This window comes from Vibrio cyclitrophicus, from assembly GCA_023206055.1.
Lineage (GTDB): Bacteria > Pseudomonadota > Gammaproteobacteria > Enterobacterales > Vibrionaceae > Vibrio > Vibrio cyclitrophicus_A.
This window is the reverse complement of the sequence record CP065367.1, coordinates 448,922-468,701: the sequence shown is the minus strand read 5'-3', so window position 1 is coordinate 468,701 and position 19,780 is coordinate 448,922. Positions and strand designations below refer to the sequence as shown.

Genomic DNA, 19,780 nt, shown 5'->3' with positions numbered 1-19,780 from the left:
TAGCACCACGTGACAACGAAGATTTTGCTTAATTGCGACATGGGAGAAAGTTTCGGCAATTGGAAGATGGGCGATGACGAGTCGGTCATGGAATGGGTCGATATGGCAAACATCGCTTGTGGCTTTCACGCGTCTGACCCGCACGTTATGTCCAAGACGATAAAACTGGCACAGCATTATCACACCCAAATTGGTGCTCATCCCGGTTATCAAGATCTCGTTGGGTTTGGTCGCCGTTCTATTCCACACACCATGGACGAGATCAGTGAACTGGTGTGCTATCAAATCGGTGCATTACAAGCCCTTTGCCGCTATCACCACACCTCTGTTGGCTATGTGAAACCTCATGGCGCCCTTTACAACGATATGATGGCGAACATTGATGTGTTTAATGCAGTAGCCCAAGCCGTCGCTGAATTTAACATCCCCTTGATGATTCTCTCTTCATCAGACAATCAACAGTATCTAGATATTGCAGACGATCATGACTTGCCTCTTTTGTTTGAAGCGTTTGCCGACCGTGCCTATTTAAATAACGGGCAATTAGCGCCACGTACTCAAAAAGGCTCGGTTTACGTCAATCAAGACGATATCTATAACCAAGTCATGCAGATCATTAACTATGGCTCGGTTACGACTTTAGAGGGTGAAAGACTGCCTATTGAGGCTGATACTATCTGTGTTCATGGGGATAACCCTCAATCCATCGCATTAATTAGAAAAATCAGACAAGACCTCAACGCTTTTAACTAGTATGAAGCGTTTGATTGGCATGAAGCGTTTGATTGGCATGAAGCGTTTGATTGGCATGAAGCGTGTAATTGGCATGAAGCGTGTAATTGGTATGAAGCGTGTAATTGGTATGACGCATGGTCTAATCGCTCGCCCAATCGAGTACCTAATCAATCGCTCCTAAGATCTAATTGTTTTGTATTGGCTTGGACACGGAAATGAGACACGACAAGTCAGCTAATAAAAGGAAAGATAACAAACGTATGGAAACGAAATGACGACGAATCAGATTGAATTCAATACAGCGCCAGTCGCGGAATGTAGCGTTTTGGTGACGTTGACGCTATCGCCTTCAAATAATCAATCTAGCGCCGAATATGCGCAGTACATGGCTCACTTTTCCGATGCCATTCGCCAAAATTTAGCATCGGTGCTGATGAATGTGACGCCGGCTTACCAAACTATATTGGTTGACTACCTCCCTTATCGAATATCAGAACAACAGCTCATAGAACAACTCCATAATTTGTTGAATCACGCTCTATCGTCCTTTTCTAGTGTTAGTAAAACTCGTAATACGATTGAACTTCCTGCCTATTACTCACCAGAAACGGCGCTCGACTTAGTCAGGTATCAAGACAAAGGCGTGAATTTGGACGATATTATTCAATATCATACCTCACAGACATATAGCGTCAGTGCGATTGGGTTTACACCTGGCTTTGCGTTTATGTCTGATGTAGTTAATGAACTTGCTGTGCCCCGTCACTCCACACCTCGCTTAAATGTACCCAAAGGCAGTATCGCTATCGCGGACACGAAAACGGCTGTGTACCCTTCGGATTCACCGGGCGGTTGGAATATTATTGGCAATTGCCCGCTTCCGTTGTTCGATCATAGCCAATTGAAGAACGCCGATATTACGCAAAGACCGCTGTCTCTGCTTAATGTTGGTGACACAGTCCGTTTCATCGCGATTTCAAGACAAGAATTTGTAGAGCTTACGTTTATGGAGATTAGTGGAGGCATCATAAATGGCTAAGACAAAAGCTAAACCAACACTGACAGTGATTAAGCCAGGCCCTTTGAGTTTGATTCAAGACTTTGGACGATTTGGTGTTGCTCATCTTGGATTAACGCAAGGTGGACCGGTTGATGATTACTCTTATAGCTGGGCTAATCATCTATTGGGCAATCCAGTAAACCAAGCGGCGTTGGAAATCACGCTTGGGCAATGCGCGTTACGAATCGATTTTGATTGTGAAATGGCACTATGCGGGGGTGATTTACAAGCGAAACTCGATGGTAAACCACAGGCTAACTGGCGCACTTTTCAAGCATTTAAAGGGCAAGTTCTCTCATTTGGTTTACCTAAAAATGGTCTAAGGGCGTATTTAGCCATTAAGGGCGGATTCGATGCTCCATCAACTCTTGATAGTTGTTCTACCGTGACTCGTGAAAAGATTGGGGGATTAATGCAAGATGGAGAGCCATGCCAGCAAGGGCAGCAAATAGCTTTTACCCAACATCAACTATCACGTCCATTTAAAGCGTTGAGTGTCACCTTCCGATACACGCCTGATTACAACCTACCAGTGAACCTACGAGTGATTGAAGGCTATCAAAGCGAGCTATTCTCAGAGGCAGCAAAAGAGACTTTGTATAACGCGCAGTATCACGTTGACCAAAACTCTAATCGCATGGGTTATCGACTCAGTGGCAACCCCGTCGCCTCGCCTGACATTTCGCTGTTGTCAGAAGGCATTGCTTTAGGTGCAATTCAAATCCCCCAAGATGGGCAACCTATCGTGTTGCTTAATGACAGACAGACCATTGGTGGCTATCCGAAGATTGGATGTGTCGCCAGAATCGATTTACCGCGCTTAGCACAAGCCAAACCGGGGCATGCAGTCGCGTTTAGTAAAGGCGATCGCTTAGGTTTACAAGATGTTTGGTGCCAATGGGCTCAATTTTTCGGCTACTAGTCTTTGCTAATTACTATGTAGCTATGTGCTATATAACTAAGAAGAATTAGCTAGGAAGAAGTAGTTTGGATGAGTTTCGGTATCTAAGCTGATGCTGAAATGAAAATTCGGCTTACCTATTGTAGTAAGCCGAATTAAAGAAGTTAAGCGTGGTAGATGATGATTGGCTATTAAGCGTGATCTTGACCTGACACTTTTGCAAGCGCTTCGGGATATCCACGTTCTTGTGTTAAATCTATCGCTCTGTTTTCAATATCATTTAAATTAAGTGACATTGTCACTGAATGCGTACCTTCAATAGATACCGCCTCTGATATATCAAACCATTGTTCAGCAACCTTTTGTGCAGCTTCGAGTGTTGAAGAAGCTTTCACTACTTCAAGTCGAGCATAACGTTCACCACAGAATGAAACGTCTGAAGCTCGCAAGCTAGGATCAGTTCCTGGTATTTGCTGTGCACCAAACAAAGGCTTACCACCTACTAACGCAGAGCTGAAACTTGGAATGAACTGAGACATATGCGTTATTGCAGCGCGAGTTCTTAATTCAAGCTGCTCTTCGCTCCAACCCGATACGATTTTCTTAAGAAGCTTAGAAGGCAGCTGTGGCTGTGACGAATCTGTTGATGAAGAAACTAGCCCACCCTCAAACAGAGTAATCCCTTCTGTCATACCGTGGAGTTGGAACACACCATCAGCATAGGGCGTTAATTGCGCCATACCTTGTGGTGTACCTCTAGGGCCATGAAAGATAACCTCTGGCCACTCTTCATTACATTCTTGCGAATATGGCCACTCTGTAACGTATGCAGCTTTAAATTCAACAAGTCTTTGCTGCTTAGAACCAACAAAGTCGTCCACGATACCCGTTTCAAACCCACTCGCATTAATCAAGTAATCGGTCGTTAGTTGGCAGCTTTGGTTTTCAGCGTCTGTATAAGTCAAAGACCAAGCTTGGCCTATCGACTCAACAGATTGTAATCGGCTGTTGGTTAACACGGTACAGTTAGCTTGTTGCCCCAAAGAGAGTTGAGCGGTAGCAGAGAGTCGGAATACGCTCCAACCATATTCTTGAACCATAGCAACAGGATATTTTAGGGTCTCTAAATCTGTATGTTTCGCAAAAGGAATACACCAATCATCCAGCGATGTTGGTTTCAGAGGCTGTGTTTTCGCGGAAAGTGCTAATAAATCTTCTTTGCTGTACAGCTTGTAATACTCTTCCGGATCACCAAGCACTTGGTTGCTTTTATCTTGTTTAACAAGATCGGCATAAGCGCTTTTGATTATCTTAAGGCGTGGAAGCAAATCCAACGGCTCACCACCATCACTGTGCGGAACGGCGATGATTGTCGGGCGAATATTGATCGTATGAGGAAATAAGCGGACGGTATCAATTGACTGCGTGAGCAATTGAAGACACTGCTCTACAGAAATATCTCGATACAAATTGCCGCCAGCGTGCAGGTGGCAAATTGGTGGACCATTAACCAAACTCGGCCCTTTTTCCAATATAGTGACCTTAAAACCCAACTCACTAAAGTGAATCGCGCTCGTTGTTCCGGCAATACCACCACCAACAATGGCAATAGAAGGTTGATTTTTATCCGTTTTGTTGTGGTTCATCGTGTTCTGTAGAATAAGATTAACTGTCTCTATTCTACTTTTGTTCTGCGATGAATTAAAACACATTTTTATCAAGGTCTTAGATTCGCGGGATTTAATATCTATGTAAAAAACATAAATAATCTCTTGACTCAATAACCCCAGATAGAGTTTTGAAGGTTATTCTAACAGTCAAATTTGTCCTAAGTGACGCCACATAAAGGCTGCCTCAGCACTCTTAAAACATGGATGTTAACTTATCCCTAAAGTTATCCACCGTTTTTGTGGATAACTGTTGATAACGTTCTTGCTAAGTTGCGCAAACCCTTTGTTTACAGGGACTAACCTCTGTTTATTAAATCGGCGTTATTGTGCAATTAGTTTTAAAAAATGCTAAAAAGAGTGGAATCTAAGGTGCGATATTTTTTACTTATGCTACGGGTTGGTCATATAAAAAACGGTCTAAAGCGGCGTATTATAAATAGTGCATGACTAAGTATAAGTGATTTCACTTTTAGACCGTTTTAAGCGATTGGCTAAATCTTGCCAGCGACTAACCAAAGTCCTTGTTTACTGGTGCCAACAAGCGTTTGATTAAACTATTCACTACCGTAGCTAATGTGATGAACGTTAACACCGGTAACGCTATCCACAACATCGGGTGTAGTGAAGGTTGTAACTCGAAGCCAAAGTTCATAACGCCTGCCACGCTGAGCTCAGAACCGAGCGCTGCAATTGAGCCTGCGACTAACGCCATTAACCCGTACTCACACCAAATAGTATTGAGAATTCGTTTCTTACTCGCGCCTAATGTTCGATACAAGCGTATCTCTTGTTGTCTTTGAGATAAGCTCAATCGCAATAGAGTGAAGATAAGCAACAGCCCCGCCACCACACCTAACGCCGCAAGTACGGTAATCGACCAAACAATCTGCTTGAGCAGCTCTTGGATCTTGCTACCCATCTTGCGAATATCCATCAAACTCACGGTTGGGTGATTTCGAGAGAGTTCGTTGAGCATCTGATTATGTTGTTCTTCTAATCTGAAGCTCACTAGCCAAGTAGAAGGAATTGAGCTCAAGACATCTGGAGTAAAGATGAAGTAGAAGTTCGGCTTCATTTCACGCCACTCGACTTTGCGGATGCTATTCACTTTGGCAGAGACATTCTGGCTGTTGATTGTGAATGAAAGCTCATCGCCAATCTTTAGATCCAGTTGCTCCGCGACATCCGATTCCACAGATACGCCCTGCTCTTGTGTCCAGCTGCCTTCTAATACTTCATTGTACTCAGGTAAGCTATCTCCCCAAGTGAAGTTGATCTCACGGCTTAATGCGTCTGTTTCTCCAGAGGTATCACTGTATTCCGACGCTTCAACACCGTTTATCGTCGTCAGTCGTCCTCGGATAATTGGAAACGCTTGAGTGCGTTCTACTTCGTTTGCATCAATCGTCTCGAGATAACTGTCTTTCTCATAACTTGCAATGTTAAGGGCAAACGCATTCGGTGCGTTCTCTGGTAAGGTTTGCTGCCAATCTGACAGTAAATCACTTCTTACCAACCAGATGATAGACAGCAACATCAGTGAAAGCGCTAAAGATCCAAATTGAATCCCAGTTGCTAATGGTGTGCGATTAATTCGGCTCAATGCTAAACGCATAGATGTCGATGTCGGTAGTTTACCAACCAAACGCAGAACGAGCGTACTAACAATTGCGAGCACTAAGAACAGGCAAGCGATACCCGCTAGAACTATCCATACCAATAGATTGTCGCCATACATCAGCATCATTGGAATAATCGGTACCAGTAACAGCAAGTATTTCTTGTAGCTTTCATTGGACTGGTGACTTGATTGAATAACGCTGATTGCCGAGGTGTTGACCAAGCCAATTAACGGGATACCAAGAGCAGGAACACCAATTAAGATGCTTGATAAAATCGCCAAGATAGCCGGTTCAATGCCATAGCTAGGAAGTGGCGTTGGTAATAAGTCGCCAAGAGGTATACGAAGCAAAAACTCCAAGCCGATACCTATGGTAATTCCCAGTACTGCACCGATAACCACTAGCAGAGATACCTGTACAGACAACCATTTAACGATCCACTGCTTGCTTGCCCCCAAACTCTTAAGCATCGCGATGGTTTTTCGGCGACTCGCAACATAATGTTGGCACGTGAGTACCAAAGTAGTCGCAGCCATGATCACAACGATAGCCACAGTTAAAGAAAGGTATTGAGTCGTACTTTCGAACATGTCATTAGTACGACTTGCTGAATCTTGAGTACGCCAACGATCGCTCGGTGTTAACTCGACACTGTCTTGCGCGGCTTTCAGTTTTGTATCATCACCGTTGAGAAACAGCCTAAAACTAACACGACTACCCGGTTGAATCGCTCCTGTGGCATCGATATCACTTGTATGGATCAGCACGGCTGGCATTTGTTGGAATGGGTTAAAGCTTAAGCCTGGTTCTTGAGTGATTCGTCCAGTTATCGCTAAATCGGCATCGCCAATAGTGACATTGTCACCGATCTCAACCTCTAACTGTGCGAATATACGCTCGTCTAGCCAAAGTTCACCCGGCTTAACATGGTTACTTGATGCTTTATCAGCGCCCTCTAAGATCATTTCGCCGCGTAATGGGTAATTACTTTCAACCGCTTTCACCGTCACTAACTGCATCGAGTTGTCACTGAATGCCATGGTTGAAAAACGAGTCAACCGAGAGCTTTCTAATTGTTCAACTTGAGTGAGGTCTAACAAGGATTGTGGAACTGGGTTTGCTGAGATAAACACGCTATCGGCAGTAAGCGCATCTTTGCCCTGCTTAACAATTACCTGCTCCATACGTTCGGCCAATGCCGACAATGCAAATACACAAGCAATAATAAGCGTTAAAGCGATTGAAACTGGCCACAACTGACCGTGTCGAATCTCTTCGATACTCCACGAAAACAGGCGTTTATTCAGTCCGTTTGATGAATTCAATTTAGACTTCCTCTATCTGACCGACATGCATCTTAAGTGTTCTTTGGCAACGTTGTGCAAGCTTGGGGTCGTGTGTCACCAACACTAACGTTGTGCCGTGGGATGAGTTCAATTCAAACAACAATTCAACAATTTTGGCAGCAGTTTGTTGGTCTAGGTTGCCTGTGGGTTCGTCAGCAAAAAGAATTTTTGGCTTAATCATAAATGCGCGCGCCAACGCGACCCTTTGTTGCTCACCACCAGATAGCTGAGACGGCAAGTGATCAAGCCTGTCTTTCAAGCCTACTGATTCAAGCAGAGCCGTCGCGCGTTCGATGTCTTCGTCTTCTCCCTTCAACAAACAAGGCAACGTGACATTTTGCAGCGCAGAAAGGCTTGGAATTAATAAGAAGCTTTGAAATACAAACCCTACCGATTCACTGCGGATCTTAGCTCTTGCCTCATCATCAAGCTGTGAAAGTGGCTGCCCTAATAAACTGATTTCGCCTTTCGTTGGTACATCAAGACCAGCAAGTAGCGTCATTAGGGTCGACTTACCCGCGCCAGACGTGCCGACAATCGCGACAGTTTCGCCCTCACGAATATCGATATCGACGTGCTCTAGGATTGTTAAATGTTCTTGATTAGTAGACACTGTCTTCGAAACAGCTTCTGCTTTAATGATGGATGTATGCATGACTCGACTAATTTCCTTTTTATTCTTTATTTTATTTTCAACCGCTTCTTTGGCTCAAGATACCGAGTTAGATTCTAAGTTACTGGTCCTTGGTGATAGCTTGAGTGCCGGTTACAACATGGACATCAAACAGAGTTGGCCAAGCCTGTTACCCGACGCGTTAGCAAAGCATGACAAAGCGGTAACCGTGGTTAACGGAAGTATTTCTGGAGACACAACTGGCAATGGTTTAGCTCGCTTACCACAATTGCTTGAAGAACACGCTCCAGACACCGTTCTTATTGAACTTGGTGCGAATGACGGACTTCGTGGATTCCCACCAAAGCTGATGTCTGCAAATCTTGATCAAATCATTGAGCAGATAAAAGCTGCGGGCGCGAAACCTATAATGATGCAGATTAAAATCCCACCGAATTACGGAAAGCGTTACAACCAGCAGTTTGAATACGTTTTTGCAGCGCTTGCTGATCAACAAAACGTACCACTTTTACCGTTTTTCCTAGAGCATATCATCCTTAAATCTGAGTGGATGATGAACGATGGATTGCATCCAAAACCAGAAGCTCAACCTTGGATTGCTGAATTCGTCGCCGAAGAATTATATCAGTATCTTTAAGTTTTAATGGTCTAGCTCAATAAATTTTACACAGCTTTACGTTAGCCTGAGTGCATATCACCGTTAACTGTAAGGTTATTTATGCTGATCGAACCTGTTATCAAGGGTGTGGTAGCCAAAAGCGCTCACCCTCTTGGCTGTCAAGAAGCCGTAAAGCAACAAATCAAGTTTGTTAAGAGTGCGCCGCAAATCAAAGATGGCCCTAAACGAGTACTGATTATCGGCGCTTCCTCAGGCTTTGGCCTTGCCGCTCGTATTGCCCTTACTTTTGGCGGCGCAAAAGCTGACACTATTGGCGTCTCATTCGAGCGCGGTCCAAATGAAAAATCCCTAGGTAGTGCTGGTTGGTACAACAACATCTACTTCAAAAAAGAAGCCGAACGAGAGCAACGCACTGCTATCAATATCGTTGGCGACGCATTTTCGCAAGAAACACGTTCACAAGTTGTCGAAGCCATTGAAACCTACTTCGAAGGTGAAGTGGATCTGATTATCTATAGCTTAGCTGCGGGTGTTCGCCCTAAACCAGATTCCGAAGAGTTTTGGCGCTCTGCCATCAAGCCTATTGGTGAAAGCGTGACTGGCGCGACCATTTCTTTGGAACATGACAGTTGGGTGACCAACACACTAGAAGCTGCAACGGAAGAAGAAGCCGAAAGCACACTCAAAGTAATGGGTGGCGAAGATTGGGGACAATGGATTGATGAGCTTATCAACGCTGAATCTATTGCTCCGGGTTGCAAAACAATCGCGTTTTCTTATGTTGGTCCAGAAGTCACACACCCTATCTATTTAGACGGTACATTAGGGCGCGCTAAGATCGACCTTCACCAAACCAGCCACGCACTAAACCTAGAGTTGGCTAACTTTGATGGCAACGCTTACGCGACTGTCTGTAAAGCCCTAGTCACTAAAGCGAGCGTTTTCATCCCAGGACTCAGCCCTTACCTACTTGCTTTGTATAAAGTGATGAAAAACAAAGAGACCCATGAAGGTTGTATCCAGCAAATGCAGCGTCTGTTTAGCACCAAACTTTATGGTCAATCAAAAGTACCACTAGATGGTGAGCGATTGATTCGTATGGATGATTGGGAACTAGAACCAGAAACCCAAGCACACGTGACTGAGTTACTAGAAAATATGGATGAAAACAACTTCCAAACTTTAGGCGATTACCAAGGGTTTAAAGAGGAATTTCTGCAATTAAACGGTTTTGGTCAACCATCGGTAGACTATAGGCAAAAACTTAACACAGAAGATTTTATAAAGTTAAAGCCTTAATCGAAACTTATCTCATTACTGAGACCCGGATTCACATTTGAAAACCTCTGCAAAATTGCGGAGGTTTTTTTGTGCAACATTTCTTATACTTAATTAACGTAAGATTCACAGTTTATTTGGTTCATCATAATTAACACAGGATGTGTTGATGCATTTAGCATAATTGACTCGGAGTCATATGAAGAAAATAAAAACGATTGACTTAGATATTCCAGACGATATGGAGTCCGGTTGGCAGAACATTGTTGACCTCTTAGCTCAAATCACTCAAGTGCCTGCCGCGCTCATCATGCGTGTTCACGCCAACTACATTGAAGTATTCTCTACTAGTCGCAGTAAAAACAATCCATACAACAAAGGTGATTCTGAAACCTTAGGCAATGGGCTTTACTGTGAAACGGTGATGGAGTCTCAACAACAACTTGTTGTGCCCAATGCCCTCGCCGATCCTGCCTGGGGAAACAACCCAGACATAAAGCTCGGTTTAGTCTCTTATTGTGGCATTCCGCTGCTTTGGCCGAATGGTGAATTATTTGGCACTATCTGCATTTTAGACTCGAAAGAAAACCACTACACTCCCACCTATATCAAGCTTTTACAGAGCTTTCGCACCTCGATAGAGTCTCAGCTCAAAACCCTGTTTCAGCATGCTAAGCTCACTCAAATGAATAGAGACTTAAGAAACCGTGTTTATACTCGGACTAAAGATCTTGCGAGTCTTAATTATTCATTGAATCAAGAGATTGATAAGCGAAAAGCAGCAGAACAAAAGATCAATTTCCAAAAGAATCACGATCTCGGCACAGGCTTTTTAAACCGAAACGCATTTGAATCTCGCTTAAACCACAAGCTACTGTCACAGAGAAGGCTGACAGGCAGCTCATTTGCCGTCGTTCATATTTGTTTTACCAACGGCAGGCGCATACAGGCTCGATACGGCTATAACGCGTTAGACCAAGTACTGGTTGAGTACCGAAAACGCATCGACAGTCTTTCTGATATCGATGTATTAACTGCACGCCCTACTTCGGTTGACCTCGTGTTGGCGTTTAGCGTTAAAGATTTGCACCATCGCGTTGAAGAACTTTGCCAGACGTTAGTTAAAGTTGGCCATTCAGAATTCGATATCGAAAGTGACAAAGTGCATTTACACGCCTTTATTGGGATTGCTATTACCAACGACGAAGATGACGCGGAGAGCATTCTTCAGAAATCTTCTGAAGCGATGCTAGCCTGTAAAGATTCAGGCCAAAAGTTCGCTTACTACTCTCATTCCCATACCGAAGAACAAACCCACATTAATAAAATCGAAGGCTATTTGCTTCAAGCCGTTCGTAATGATGACCTTATGCTCTACTTTCAACCCAAAGTTTGTCCGTTGACGCATCGCTGGGTTGGTGCAGAAGCTTTACTTCGTTGGCGGCACCCTGTTTTGGGCGATATCTCTAACGAAACCCTGATCCACATGGCTGAGCAAAACGGTTTGATTTTCGAAGTGGGTAGCTTTGTACTGCGCAATGCGATTGAAAAAGCTAAAGAGTGGACTGAATACGTTGACGATTTCAAAATGGCCGTCAATGTATCTGCGATTCAACTCAAGAACATTCACTTTGCGGAACAAGTGGTTCACCTACTCGAAACCTACCACCTAGAACCTCGTTTCTTAGAACTTGAAGTCACGGAGAGCGGCCTGATTGCTGATGAAGTGGTTGCCAAGAATACCTTGGAATCTCTGCATGATATCGGCGTTACATTGTCACTAGATGACTTTGGTACGGGCTATGCCTCATTCAGTTACCTGAAGAAATTCCCATTCGATACCATTAAGATTGATAAGAGCTTCATCGACCAAATGCTCAACTCACACGAAGACTCGGAAATTGTTCGTTCTATTGTCCAAATTGCCAAAAAGCTCGACCTAAAAGTCACGATTGAAGGCATAGAGTCGGAGGTTCAGGAGCAATTTATTATTAATGAAGGCTGCGACGTAGGACAAGGTTACCTTTATGGCAAGCCAATGCCGAGCCAAGAATTCGAACACAGCTTAATCAATCAAAACTATTTGGGGACAACTCGTTACGCTTAAAGCGAAAAAGAACACTTTGTTTTGGATTTAGGCCTACTTTCTCTTTACTCTATAGGTGGTGATTTTTATAATCGCCGCCTTTCTGTTTTATCTTCCCTTTATATAGGCATTCCTCGTTATGGATCAGTTGACTGCAAAGCTTAAAAAGCTCGAAAAACAAAACTTCCGCGCATATCAACAAATTAAAGGTCAATACGACTTTGCTGATTTCGAATTACACATCGACCACGTTCAAGGTGACCCGTATGCTTCATCTTCACGTTTTCGCGCAACACGCGCTTGGTCGTTAACAGGGTTAGATTGGCTTAAAGAAAAGTCTTATGAATACCAAGTAGCAGCACGTGATTTCATTGCACGTAGCTTCTCTGAATTTGCTAAGCAAGAAGCGACTGTGTCTATCGCACTAACAGGTCAAACTGTTTTGGATAACACATCTGTGGTTTTCACCGAGCACGGTATCGAAATTCGTTTTCGTATCAACCTACCTGCTGATGGCCGTAGTATTCTTGCAAAGAAAGCAATCAACATCATTACATTCTATTTGCCTAAGTTTATTCGTCGCGCAACGCTTGAACGCGAACTCAACATTGAAGCGATGATTAAACATTGTGAAGCCGTTGAAGACCAAGACGCATTGCGTGCTCAATTAGAAGAAAACAACCTAGCGGCATTCGTTGCAAATGGCAGTGTATTACCTCGTATTGCAGGTAACTGCGACCTGCCAATGAAAGGCGCGGTTCCTTTCCTAGCACCAGAGTCTTTGAGTGTGACGCTAAACACGCCAAACAAAGGTGATGTGACTGGCCTAGGTATTCCTAAAGGTATCACACTGATCGTTGGTGGTGGTTTCCATGGTAAATCTACACTATTGAATGCTGTTGAGCGTTCTATTTACAACCATATTCCAGGTGATGGTCGTGAAGGTATCGTGACGGCGACGGATACGATGAAGATCCGTGCAGAAGATGGCCGATGTGTACATAACTTGAATCTTTCAAACTACATCAACCATTTACCAATGCAGAAAGATACGTCTAATTTCAGCACCCAAGATGCATCAGGTTCTACATCGCAAGCGGCTTGGTTACAAGAATCTATTGAAGCCGGTGTACAAACGCTCCTTATCGATGAAGATACGTCAGCAACGAACTTCATGATTCGTGACGAACGTATGCAAGCGCTAGTATCAAAAGGTGCTGAACCTATCACTCCACTGGTTGACCGTATTGGCCAACTTCGAGAAGAGATGGACATCTCGACTATCGTGGTAATGGGTGGCTCTGGTGATTACTTAGATGTAGCTGACACGGTAATTCAAATGCACGACTACCAAGCGGTAGACGTAACTGAAAAAGCACAAGAAGTCATTGCTCAACACCCTACTCAGCGAACTAACGAATGTGAGACGGCATTAGAGACGTTTGTTCCTCGCTCGTTAAACCGCGCAGCACTGATGAACATTCTTACTGACGGTAAATTCCGAGTTAATGCGAAAGGCAAAGAGTCGCTGCGTTTTGGTAAAGAATTCGCGGATCTTTCTGCATTAGAGCAGTTAGAGTCGACTTCAGAAGTGAACGCGATTGGTTGGGCATGGTTCCAGTTTGCACAAACTCCGGGCTGGTCAAACAACCCTGCTAAAGAATTTAGCGCTATCTTAAGTGATGAGTGGCACGTGAACATGCCAAACTACGGTGACTTAGCGAAACCAAGAGTATTGGATGTAATGGCTGCACTAAACCGTATGCGTAAATCTCAGTTCAAACCTTCGAACTAAGTTAGATTTAAGCATCATAAATTGTATTGACGGCTCTCATTGTGAGAGCCGTTTTTTTATTCGCTAACTCTATGCCTAAAGCGTTCAGGCTGACTCCTGCATCACTTTCTCTTGTTTAACGATAAAACCCACTAATATTGTGCTTATCCTAAAAATCATGACACAGCTTTTACAAAACTATGGCGATATTCATATAGAGTTCCGATTCGAAAGGTGTAACCAAATGTAACAAACCCTTGAGGCTTCAATGAATCATAAACGCGTTAAGATGCGTGACCATAAAATCGAAGTGAACTTGTTCAAAAATCGCGTAATCGTCGCGTTTTGTGGGATCTTGATGTTCACTCTTGTCTTGGTTGGTAATCTATACCGACTTCAAGTTGAAAATTTTAAAAGCTATCAAACTCGTGCCGATGGCAACAGAATCAAAGTATTACCTATTGCCCCTACTCGTGGACTTATTTACGACCGCAACGGCGTGTTGCTTGCAGAAAACAAGCTTGTCTTTGACCTGACTATGATTCCAGAGCAAACCGATGATGTTGATGCAATGCTCACCAAGCTAGGCAAATACGTCCCCCGTGATGCTGAGCAGATCGCTCGTTTCAAAAAACGTTATCACAACACCCGCCGTTTTAAACCAGTGACTATTCTAGAGAACTTAACGGAAGAAGAGATTGCGAAGTTCTCCGTGCACCAGTACCAGTTCCCCGGCCTATCGATCGATACCAGCTTAAAACGTTTTTACCCGAATGGTGAAGTGCTTACCCATGTTCTTGGTTACGTGGCACACATCAATGATAGCGATCTCAGAAAGCTTGAAGAACAAGGGATAGAAGCGAATTATCAAGCCACAACAATCATAGGTAAGCTCGGCGTTGAACGTTATTACGAAGATATACTGCACGGTACCAAAGGTTATCAAGAAGTTGAAGTAAACAGCCGTGGGCGAATAGTCCGAACCATTGAGTACGTGCCGCCAGTAGCTGGCAAAGATATCGTGTTAAATATTGACCTTGAGCTGCAAAAATACGTCTTTGAGCAACTTGATCACAGAACCGGAAGCGCGGTTATTCTCGATCCGAAAGACAACAGCGTGTTGGCGATGGCATCTAGCCCGAGTTATGACCCTAACCTTTTCGTCGATGGAATTTCGAGTAAGAACTACCAACGTTTATTGAATGACCCAGCTCACCCGTTGGTAAATCGCACGACTTTAGGCGTTTATCCTCCTGCTTCGACCGTCAAACCATTCATGGCTGTGGCAGGACTGCAAGAACATGTTATCTCTGAGCACACCATTCGTGATGATCATGGTTCATGGCAGATTCCCGGTTCTAAACCTAACTCCAAAGCGTGGCGTGATTGGAAACGTTGGGGTCACGGACCTGTCGATGTAACTCAAGCCATTGAAGAGTCAGTGGATTCGTTCTTCTATCAAACTGCTTTTGACTTGGGTATTGACCGCATTTCAAGTTGGATGAACCGATTTGGATTTGGTGAACCGACAGGCATAGACATCTATGAAGAAAGTACCGCCAACATGCCGACTCGAGAATGGAAGATGATGCGTTATCGTACCCCTTGGTATCAGGGCGACACAGTTCCGATTGGTATTGGCCAAGGTTATTGGACATCAACTCCAATGCAACTTGCTAAAGCAACGTCAGTATTGGTTAATCACGGTAAGGTGATGCCACCTCATATCTTGAGAGCTACCTTAGATCACGGTGAAGATTTCAGTACGCAACAACTTGTCGAACCGGAACCAATGCCCTCGATTACTGAAGTACCGGACAGAATTTGGGATGTGCCGATCAACGCGATGCGACTCGTGAACCACGGTAGTCGAGGCAGCGGCAGACGTGCATTTAAGGGAACTGAATATACGAGTGGAGGAAAGTCAGGAACTGCACAAGTGTTTGATCTTGCAAAAGATCAGGTCTACAACTCGAAGAAACTTGCTAGGCATTTACTTGACCACGCACTTTACACGACTTTCGCACCGTATGAGCACCCTGAATATGTCGCTACTGTGGTTATTGAGCACGGTAACGGCGGTTCAAAAGTTGGGGCACCTTATATCCGTAAAGTACTCGACTATGCGTTTGAGCATAAAAGCGGTCAGCAGAGCAAAGATCACTCTTAGCACCAACAAATAAAATAGCACCAACACATAACGTATGTTAAAGCGCATAGCGCAATGACGACACAGCCCCACTTGTATCACTCACAATGTGGGGCTTTCTATTTTAGGGTTTCGAGTTTCAATAAACTACGTAGTCGAGAGTTATGTTCGATTACGTGCTTCGCAATACATGCCACGCTTCACAGAGCGTTTGAAATTTTGCGGTGTTGCCCTCGTCTCTGTCTGGATGCCATCTCAACGCCAGTTGTCGCCAACGCTTTCTAATGTCATGGTGAGTGGCATCTAAAGGTAACTCAAATAAGTTTAACGCTCGGCTTCGATCCATATCTAGTTCATCACCACCAACAAACTTCCTGTATCGAGTCCAAAATTCGTTCAACAGCCTTTTGACTTCGCCTTTGTCCGCTTCATAGTTAACCCAATTAATGTAGTAGTCTCGAAGTGGGTCTTGATGATCAATGTTGTGACTGCTTCCGTGATAACGACCATTCATTAATTCAATGTCCATCGCTTGGACTTGGAGCCATGCATCAGGGTGTAAGGTTTCTTGAAGCTGATAAAGCGCATTCATAATGAGGAAGTTTTTCTTAAACAACTCTTTCTCCGGCACAGCATCTAACACTGGCACAAAACCAAGGCCGTTCAGATGAGCTGCCAATGTATGTACTTTCCATCCACTTGGTTTTTGTTTTAGCACTTCCATAATTGGCCAAAGTAACGGGTTTTCCATATGTGTTTGGAAATTAGGGCTAATATCCTGATGACTTGGTGATTCTGGATTGTCTAACATAATAAAGTGGGCCCGTTGCCATATGCATTTGAGTGTCTTATTAATTGAAAGCGATTTACGTCAGTTTGTCGAGTTTCAAACCAAATAAACATCAATCCGTTGCACCAGATAAACAAAAGGCCAGCATTACGCTGGCCTTCAAGAATATACAGTTTAACTGATTAGATAACGCCAAGTTCTCTTAGACGTTCCATTAGGTATTCGTTTGCTGTGTACTTTTCAGATAGCACTACTTCTGGCTTCGGGTGAAGGAATAGAGGCAAAGAGATACGAGACTTCTCTTGGCGTTCACCTGATGGGTTGATTACACGGTGAGTTGTCGATGGGAAGTAACCACCTGATGCTTCTTGAAGCATGTCACCGATGTTGATGATCATGTTACCGAAGTCACATGGAACATCTAACCACTCGTCATTTTGAGCTTTAACTTGAAGGCCAGGTTCGTTTGCAGCAGGAAGAACAGTTAAAAGGTTGATGTCTTCGTGTGCAGCAGCACGGATTGCGCCCGGCTCCTCATCACCCTGCATTGGTGGGTAGTGAAGTACGCGAAGCAGAGTTTGCTCGCTGCCGTTAATCATTTCAGAAAGTGCGATTGAGAACTTCTCTTGTACTTCTTGAGGCGCGTGCGCTTCAACCCAACCTAATAGCTCTTGAGCAAAAGCATTAGCGCGTTGGTAGTAATCTAGAATCTGTTCTTTCAGTTGTTCAGGAATCTGGCCCCAAGGGTATACGTGAAAGTACTCTTTGATGTCTTTTACAGTGTGGCCCTTTGCAACTTCCGACACTGAAGGTGGAAAATATCCATCTTGTGTTTCAACATTAAAGTGGAAGTTCTCTTTCTCTTCAGAAATGAAGAATTGGTACCAGTTTTCGTAAATTGACTCAACAAGCTCTTTCGGGATTGGGTGGTTTTTAAGAACACCAAAACCAGTTTCACGTAGAGAGCGAACAAATTGTTCTGCTGCGTCGTCAGCAAGGTAATCGACAGTTTCCAGTTTCATGATTTTCTTTCTTGTTATGTAGTAATAGAGCGATTTTAAGGATCGCTTTGTTGTAAATCAAACTTTTGTGAAACTCTAGCAACCGTTTGTCTAGATACTGGGCTATAACACTACTTTTCAACAAATCTGGTAATCAACACCCAATTGAACACTGTTCATTACTGTGTAACACTATTACAAAATTCGACGAGAGATCTTGATATGACAATCACGCCACTTGCTCAAAATCGACCATTACTGTCATTGACAACGTTGTATCTGATTGTGTTTCTATTTTCAGCGTTTGCTCCCTCTTCAAGAGCGGTATGGATTGCCGAAATTGTCCCAGCGCTCGCGATATTGGTAGGTATTTGGTGGTTATCAACAAAGCTCACCTTTTCAAAGACGGCTTACGTTTTGATGTTCATCTGGTTGGTTCTGCATACGATTGGCGCTAAGTACACTTTCGTTGAAGTCCCCTTTGATTGGTTTAATAACCTGATTGGATCTGAACGTAATAACTTTGACCGCGTGGCGCACTTTTCGATTGGTCTTTACGCTTACCCGCTCGCTGAGTACTTGATTCGTAAAAAACTGGCTCAACCGGTATTGGCCTGTTTCTTTGCGCTATTTGCTATCATGAGTGTGGCTGCAGGTTATGAAATTATCGAGTGGTGGTATGCGGAGATTGCAGGTGGTGATGAAGGTATCGCGTTCCTTGGCTCACAAGGTGATATTTGGGATGCTCAGAAAGACATGCTTTGCGATACAACTGGAGCGATAGTTTCGTTGTTACTTCTCAAGCTTCAAGGGCGAATTGGAGTTCATTGATACTCGCCTTTGATTCTTAGCTTCAAGAACAGTTGTGAACTTCAGAAGTAGATCTAAAATGCCATACACAATTCGTGCTATGGCATTTTTATTTCATCGTTACTTTGCCACCCACAAACTTGTAGGCTGGTGTACCTCGAACCAAGGTGTCTCGCGCAAATTCAATCCCGCATTCAGGGCACACACATGGCTCTGTCGTGAAATCTTCATAAAGCACTTAACGAGAGCACCTTTGCCTCCTTTCCGATACTTGAAAAGTTGTGTCTTGCATTTCGCACAGAAAATCTGAACCGTCTTGGTCGGTTGTTTCTTGTTTGGTTTAGCCATAGCAGTTAATGATTGAATTCTTTATTTCTTAAGTTTAGGGGCGACAAGAACCAAGCTTATCCCAAGGAGTATAACGGTTGATGAGACTATAAATTGCATGGTGACAGGTTCAGATAACAGTACTACACCACCAAGTGTCGCGATAACTGGAACAGAGAGTTGCGCGATAGATGCAACAACGGTGTTTAGTTTTTTCACGACGTAATACCACAAGCTATAACCCACACCAGAAGCTACCGCTCCCGATAATACTGCGTAAATCAAACCTTGCTCCGTTATAGATATTTGTGCCGTGACGCTCGGAATGAAGGCTAGAAGACTTAACAAAGCAAGAATGACTAACGAACCAAAACCAAAATTGGCCGTAGTCGATTGAAGTGCGTTCGTAGATTTCTTGCCTGCCAGAGTGTAAATACCCCACCCAACTCCAGCCAATACCATTAATATGATAGAGGTTAGATCTGGTGAGCTTGTCGCACCAGTCGGTATGAGTAAATAAACAAGCCCTGCAACAGACAATAAACAGCCACCCCATTCAATCGACGACATTCTGTTGCCAGCGAATAAGTGCGCAGCAATCATGGTAAATTGAACAGCGACAAACAGTACCAGAGCCCCAAGCCCTGCACCTAATGTGAGGTAAGCAAACGAGAAACCGAACATGTAAACCAGTAGAGCCAATATCGCGGTTAAATCGAGCTCAGAGCGAATCTTGGTATACATAGAAGCGTTGCCTTCTAACTTGTCTTGTTTACGTTTAGCGCTTGAAGATAAGGTCAATAAAATCAACAGTGTGAGTGCACCGGATAAAATGCGCACGACCGAAAAACTCAAAGGATCAATCGTTTGATCCATTAAGGCCCAACGACACAATACTGAATTGGCAGCAAATGCCACCAGCGTAATAAATGTAACCATCAGAGTTTGCATCGTTTTTTCCTAATTGAGTTGTTTGGT

The 19,780-nt window shown here is 43.8% G+C and carries 16 protein-coding genes and 1 pseudogene; 10 read left to right on the top strand and 7 right to left on the bottom strand.

The window, feature by feature from the left end; all coding sequences use genetic code 11:
* Window positions 1-9: 9 nt before the first annotated feature.
* From ITG09_17830 to ITG09_17815, 4 genes are all read left to right on the top strand, one after another.
* Window positions 10-753, top strand: coding sequence for a LamB/YcsF family protein (locus ITG09_17830; protein UPR54811.1), 744 nt, complete (start codon window positions 10-12; stop codon window positions 751-753).
* A gap of 1 nt (window position 754) precedes the next feature.
* Window positions 755-916 carry a hypothetical protein gene (locus ITG09_17825; GenBank protein ID UPR54810.1) on the top strand — a complete coding sequence of 54 codons (162 nt, stop codon included), beginning with the start codon at window positions 755-757 and terminating at the stop codon, window positions 914-916.
* 90 nt (window positions 917-1,006) lie between these two features.
* Window positions 1,007-1,774 carry a carboxyltransferase domain-containing protein gene (locus tag ITG09_17820; protein UPR54809.1) on the top strand — a complete coding sequence of 256 codons (768 nt, stop codon included), beginning with the start codon at window positions 1,007-1,009 and terminating at the stop codon, window positions 1,772-1,774.
* Window positions 1,767-2,717, top strand: coding sequence for a biotin-dependent carboxyltransferase family protein (locus ITG09_17815; protein UPR54808.1), 951 nt, complete (start codon window positions 1,767-1,769; stop codon window positions 2,715-2,717). Before ITG09_17820 ends, ITG09_17815 begins: the two co-directional genes overlap by 8 nt.
* Window positions 2,718-2,887: 170 nt before the next feature.
* On the opposite strand, the gene ITG09_17810 is transcribed toward ITG09_17815, so the two are convergent.
* The 3 genes from ITG09_17810 to ITG09_17800 form a co-directional block, all read right to left on the bottom strand.
* Window positions 2,888-4,342 (bottom strand): FAD-dependent oxidoreductase, encoded by a 1,455-nt coding sequence (locus ITG09_17810; protein UPR54807.1) that lies wholly within the window; start codon window positions 4,340-4,342, stop codon window positions 2,888-2,890.
* A gap of 532 nt (window positions 4,343-4,874) precedes the next feature.
* Window positions 4,875-7,313 (bottom strand): ABC transporter permease, encoded by a 2,439-nt coding sequence (locus ITG09_17805; GenBank protein UPR54806.1) that lies wholly within the window; start codon window positions 7,311-7,313, stop codon window positions 4,875-4,877.
* Between the two features lies 1 nt (window position 7,314).
* A complete protein-coding gene (locus ITG09_17800; protein UPR54805.1) occupies window positions 7,315-7,989 on the bottom strand; it encodes an ABC transporter ATP-binding protein in 675 nt (224 codons plus the stop codon).
* Here ITG09_17800 and ITG09_17795 point away from each other — a divergent pair.
* The 5 genes from ITG09_17795 (at window position 7,988) to mrdA (ending at window position 15,895) form a co-directional block, all read left to right on the top strand.
* Window positions 7,988-8,605: an arylesterase gene (locus ITG09_17795; protein UPR54804.1), complete on the top strand. Its 618-nt coding sequence runs from the start codon at window positions 7,988-7,990 to the stop codon at window positions 8,603-8,605. The two genes, ITG09_17800 and ITG09_17795, sit on opposite strands and share 2 nt — an antisense overlap.
* Window positions 8,606-8,686: 81 nt before the next feature.
* The gene (locus ITG09_17790) at window positions 8,687-9,886 is read left to right on the top strand and encodes a trans-2-enoyl-CoA reductase family protein (GenBank protein ID UPR54803.1); all 1,200 of its coding nucleotides are present in this window, start codon (window positions 8,687-8,689) and stop codon (window positions 9,884-9,886) included.
* 178 nt (window positions 9,887-10,064) lie between these two features.
* Entirely contained in the window at window positions 10,065-11,972 is a 1,908-nt protein-coding gene (locus tag ITG09_17785) for a GGDEF and EAL domain-containing protein (GenBank protein UPR54802.1), read from the top strand.
* A gap of 118 nt (window positions 11,973-12,090) precedes the next feature.
* Window positions 12,091-13,746, top strand: a complete 1,656-nt coding sequence (locus ITG09_17780; protein ID UPR54801.1) for an ABC-ATPase domain-containing protein — start codon at window positions 12,091-12,093, stop codon at window positions 13,744-13,746.
* Window positions 13,747-13,993: 247 nt separating this feature from the next.
* The gene (gene mrdA / locus ITG09_17775) at window positions 13,994-15,895 is read left to right on the top strand and encodes a penicillin-binding protein 2 (GenBank protein ID UPR54800.1); all 1,902 of its coding nucleotides are present in this window, start codon (window positions 13,994-13,996) and stop codon (window positions 15,893-15,895) included.
* A 151-nt stretch (window positions 15,896-16,046) separates the two neighbouring features.
* On the opposite strand, the gene ITG09_17770 is transcribed toward mrdA, so the two are convergent.
* Both ITG09_17770 and ITG09_17765 read right to left on the bottom strand, forming a co-directional pair.
* Window positions 16,047-16,685, bottom strand: a complete 639-nt coding sequence (locus ITG09_17770; protein UPR54799.1) for a DnaJ domain-containing protein — start codon at window positions 16,683-16,685, stop codon at window positions 16,047-16,049.
* Window positions 16,686-16,846: 161 nt separating this feature from the next.
* On the bottom strand, window positions 16,847-17,686 hold the full coding sequence (locus tag ITG09_17765; protein ID UPR54798.1) for an isopenicillin N synthase family oxygenase: 840 nt from the start codon (window positions 17,684-17,686) through the stop codon (window positions 16,847-16,849).
* 201 nt (window positions 17,687-17,887) lie between these two features.
* On the opposite strand from ITG09_17765, the gene ITG09_17760 reads away from it, so the two are divergent.
* Complete coding sequence (locus tag ITG09_17760; protein ID UPR54797.1) at window positions 17,888-18,496, top strand: DUF2238 domain-containing protein; 609 nt, start codon at window positions 17,888-17,890, stop codon at window positions 18,494-18,496.
* Window positions 18,497-18,584: 88 nt separating this feature from the next.
* Here the strand turns inward: ITG09_17760 and ITG09_17755 are convergent.
* Window positions 18,585-18,823 (bottom strand): annotated as a pseudogene (locus ITG09_17755) (hypothetical protein).
* A 21-nt stretch (window positions 18,824-18,844) separates the two neighbouring features.
* Window positions 18,845-19,753, bottom strand: coding sequence for a DMT family transporter (locus ITG09_17750; GenBank protein UPR54796.1), 909 nt, complete (start codon window positions 19,751-19,753; stop codon window positions 18,845-18,847).
* Between the last annotated feature and the right edge of the window lie 27 nt (window positions 19,754-19,780).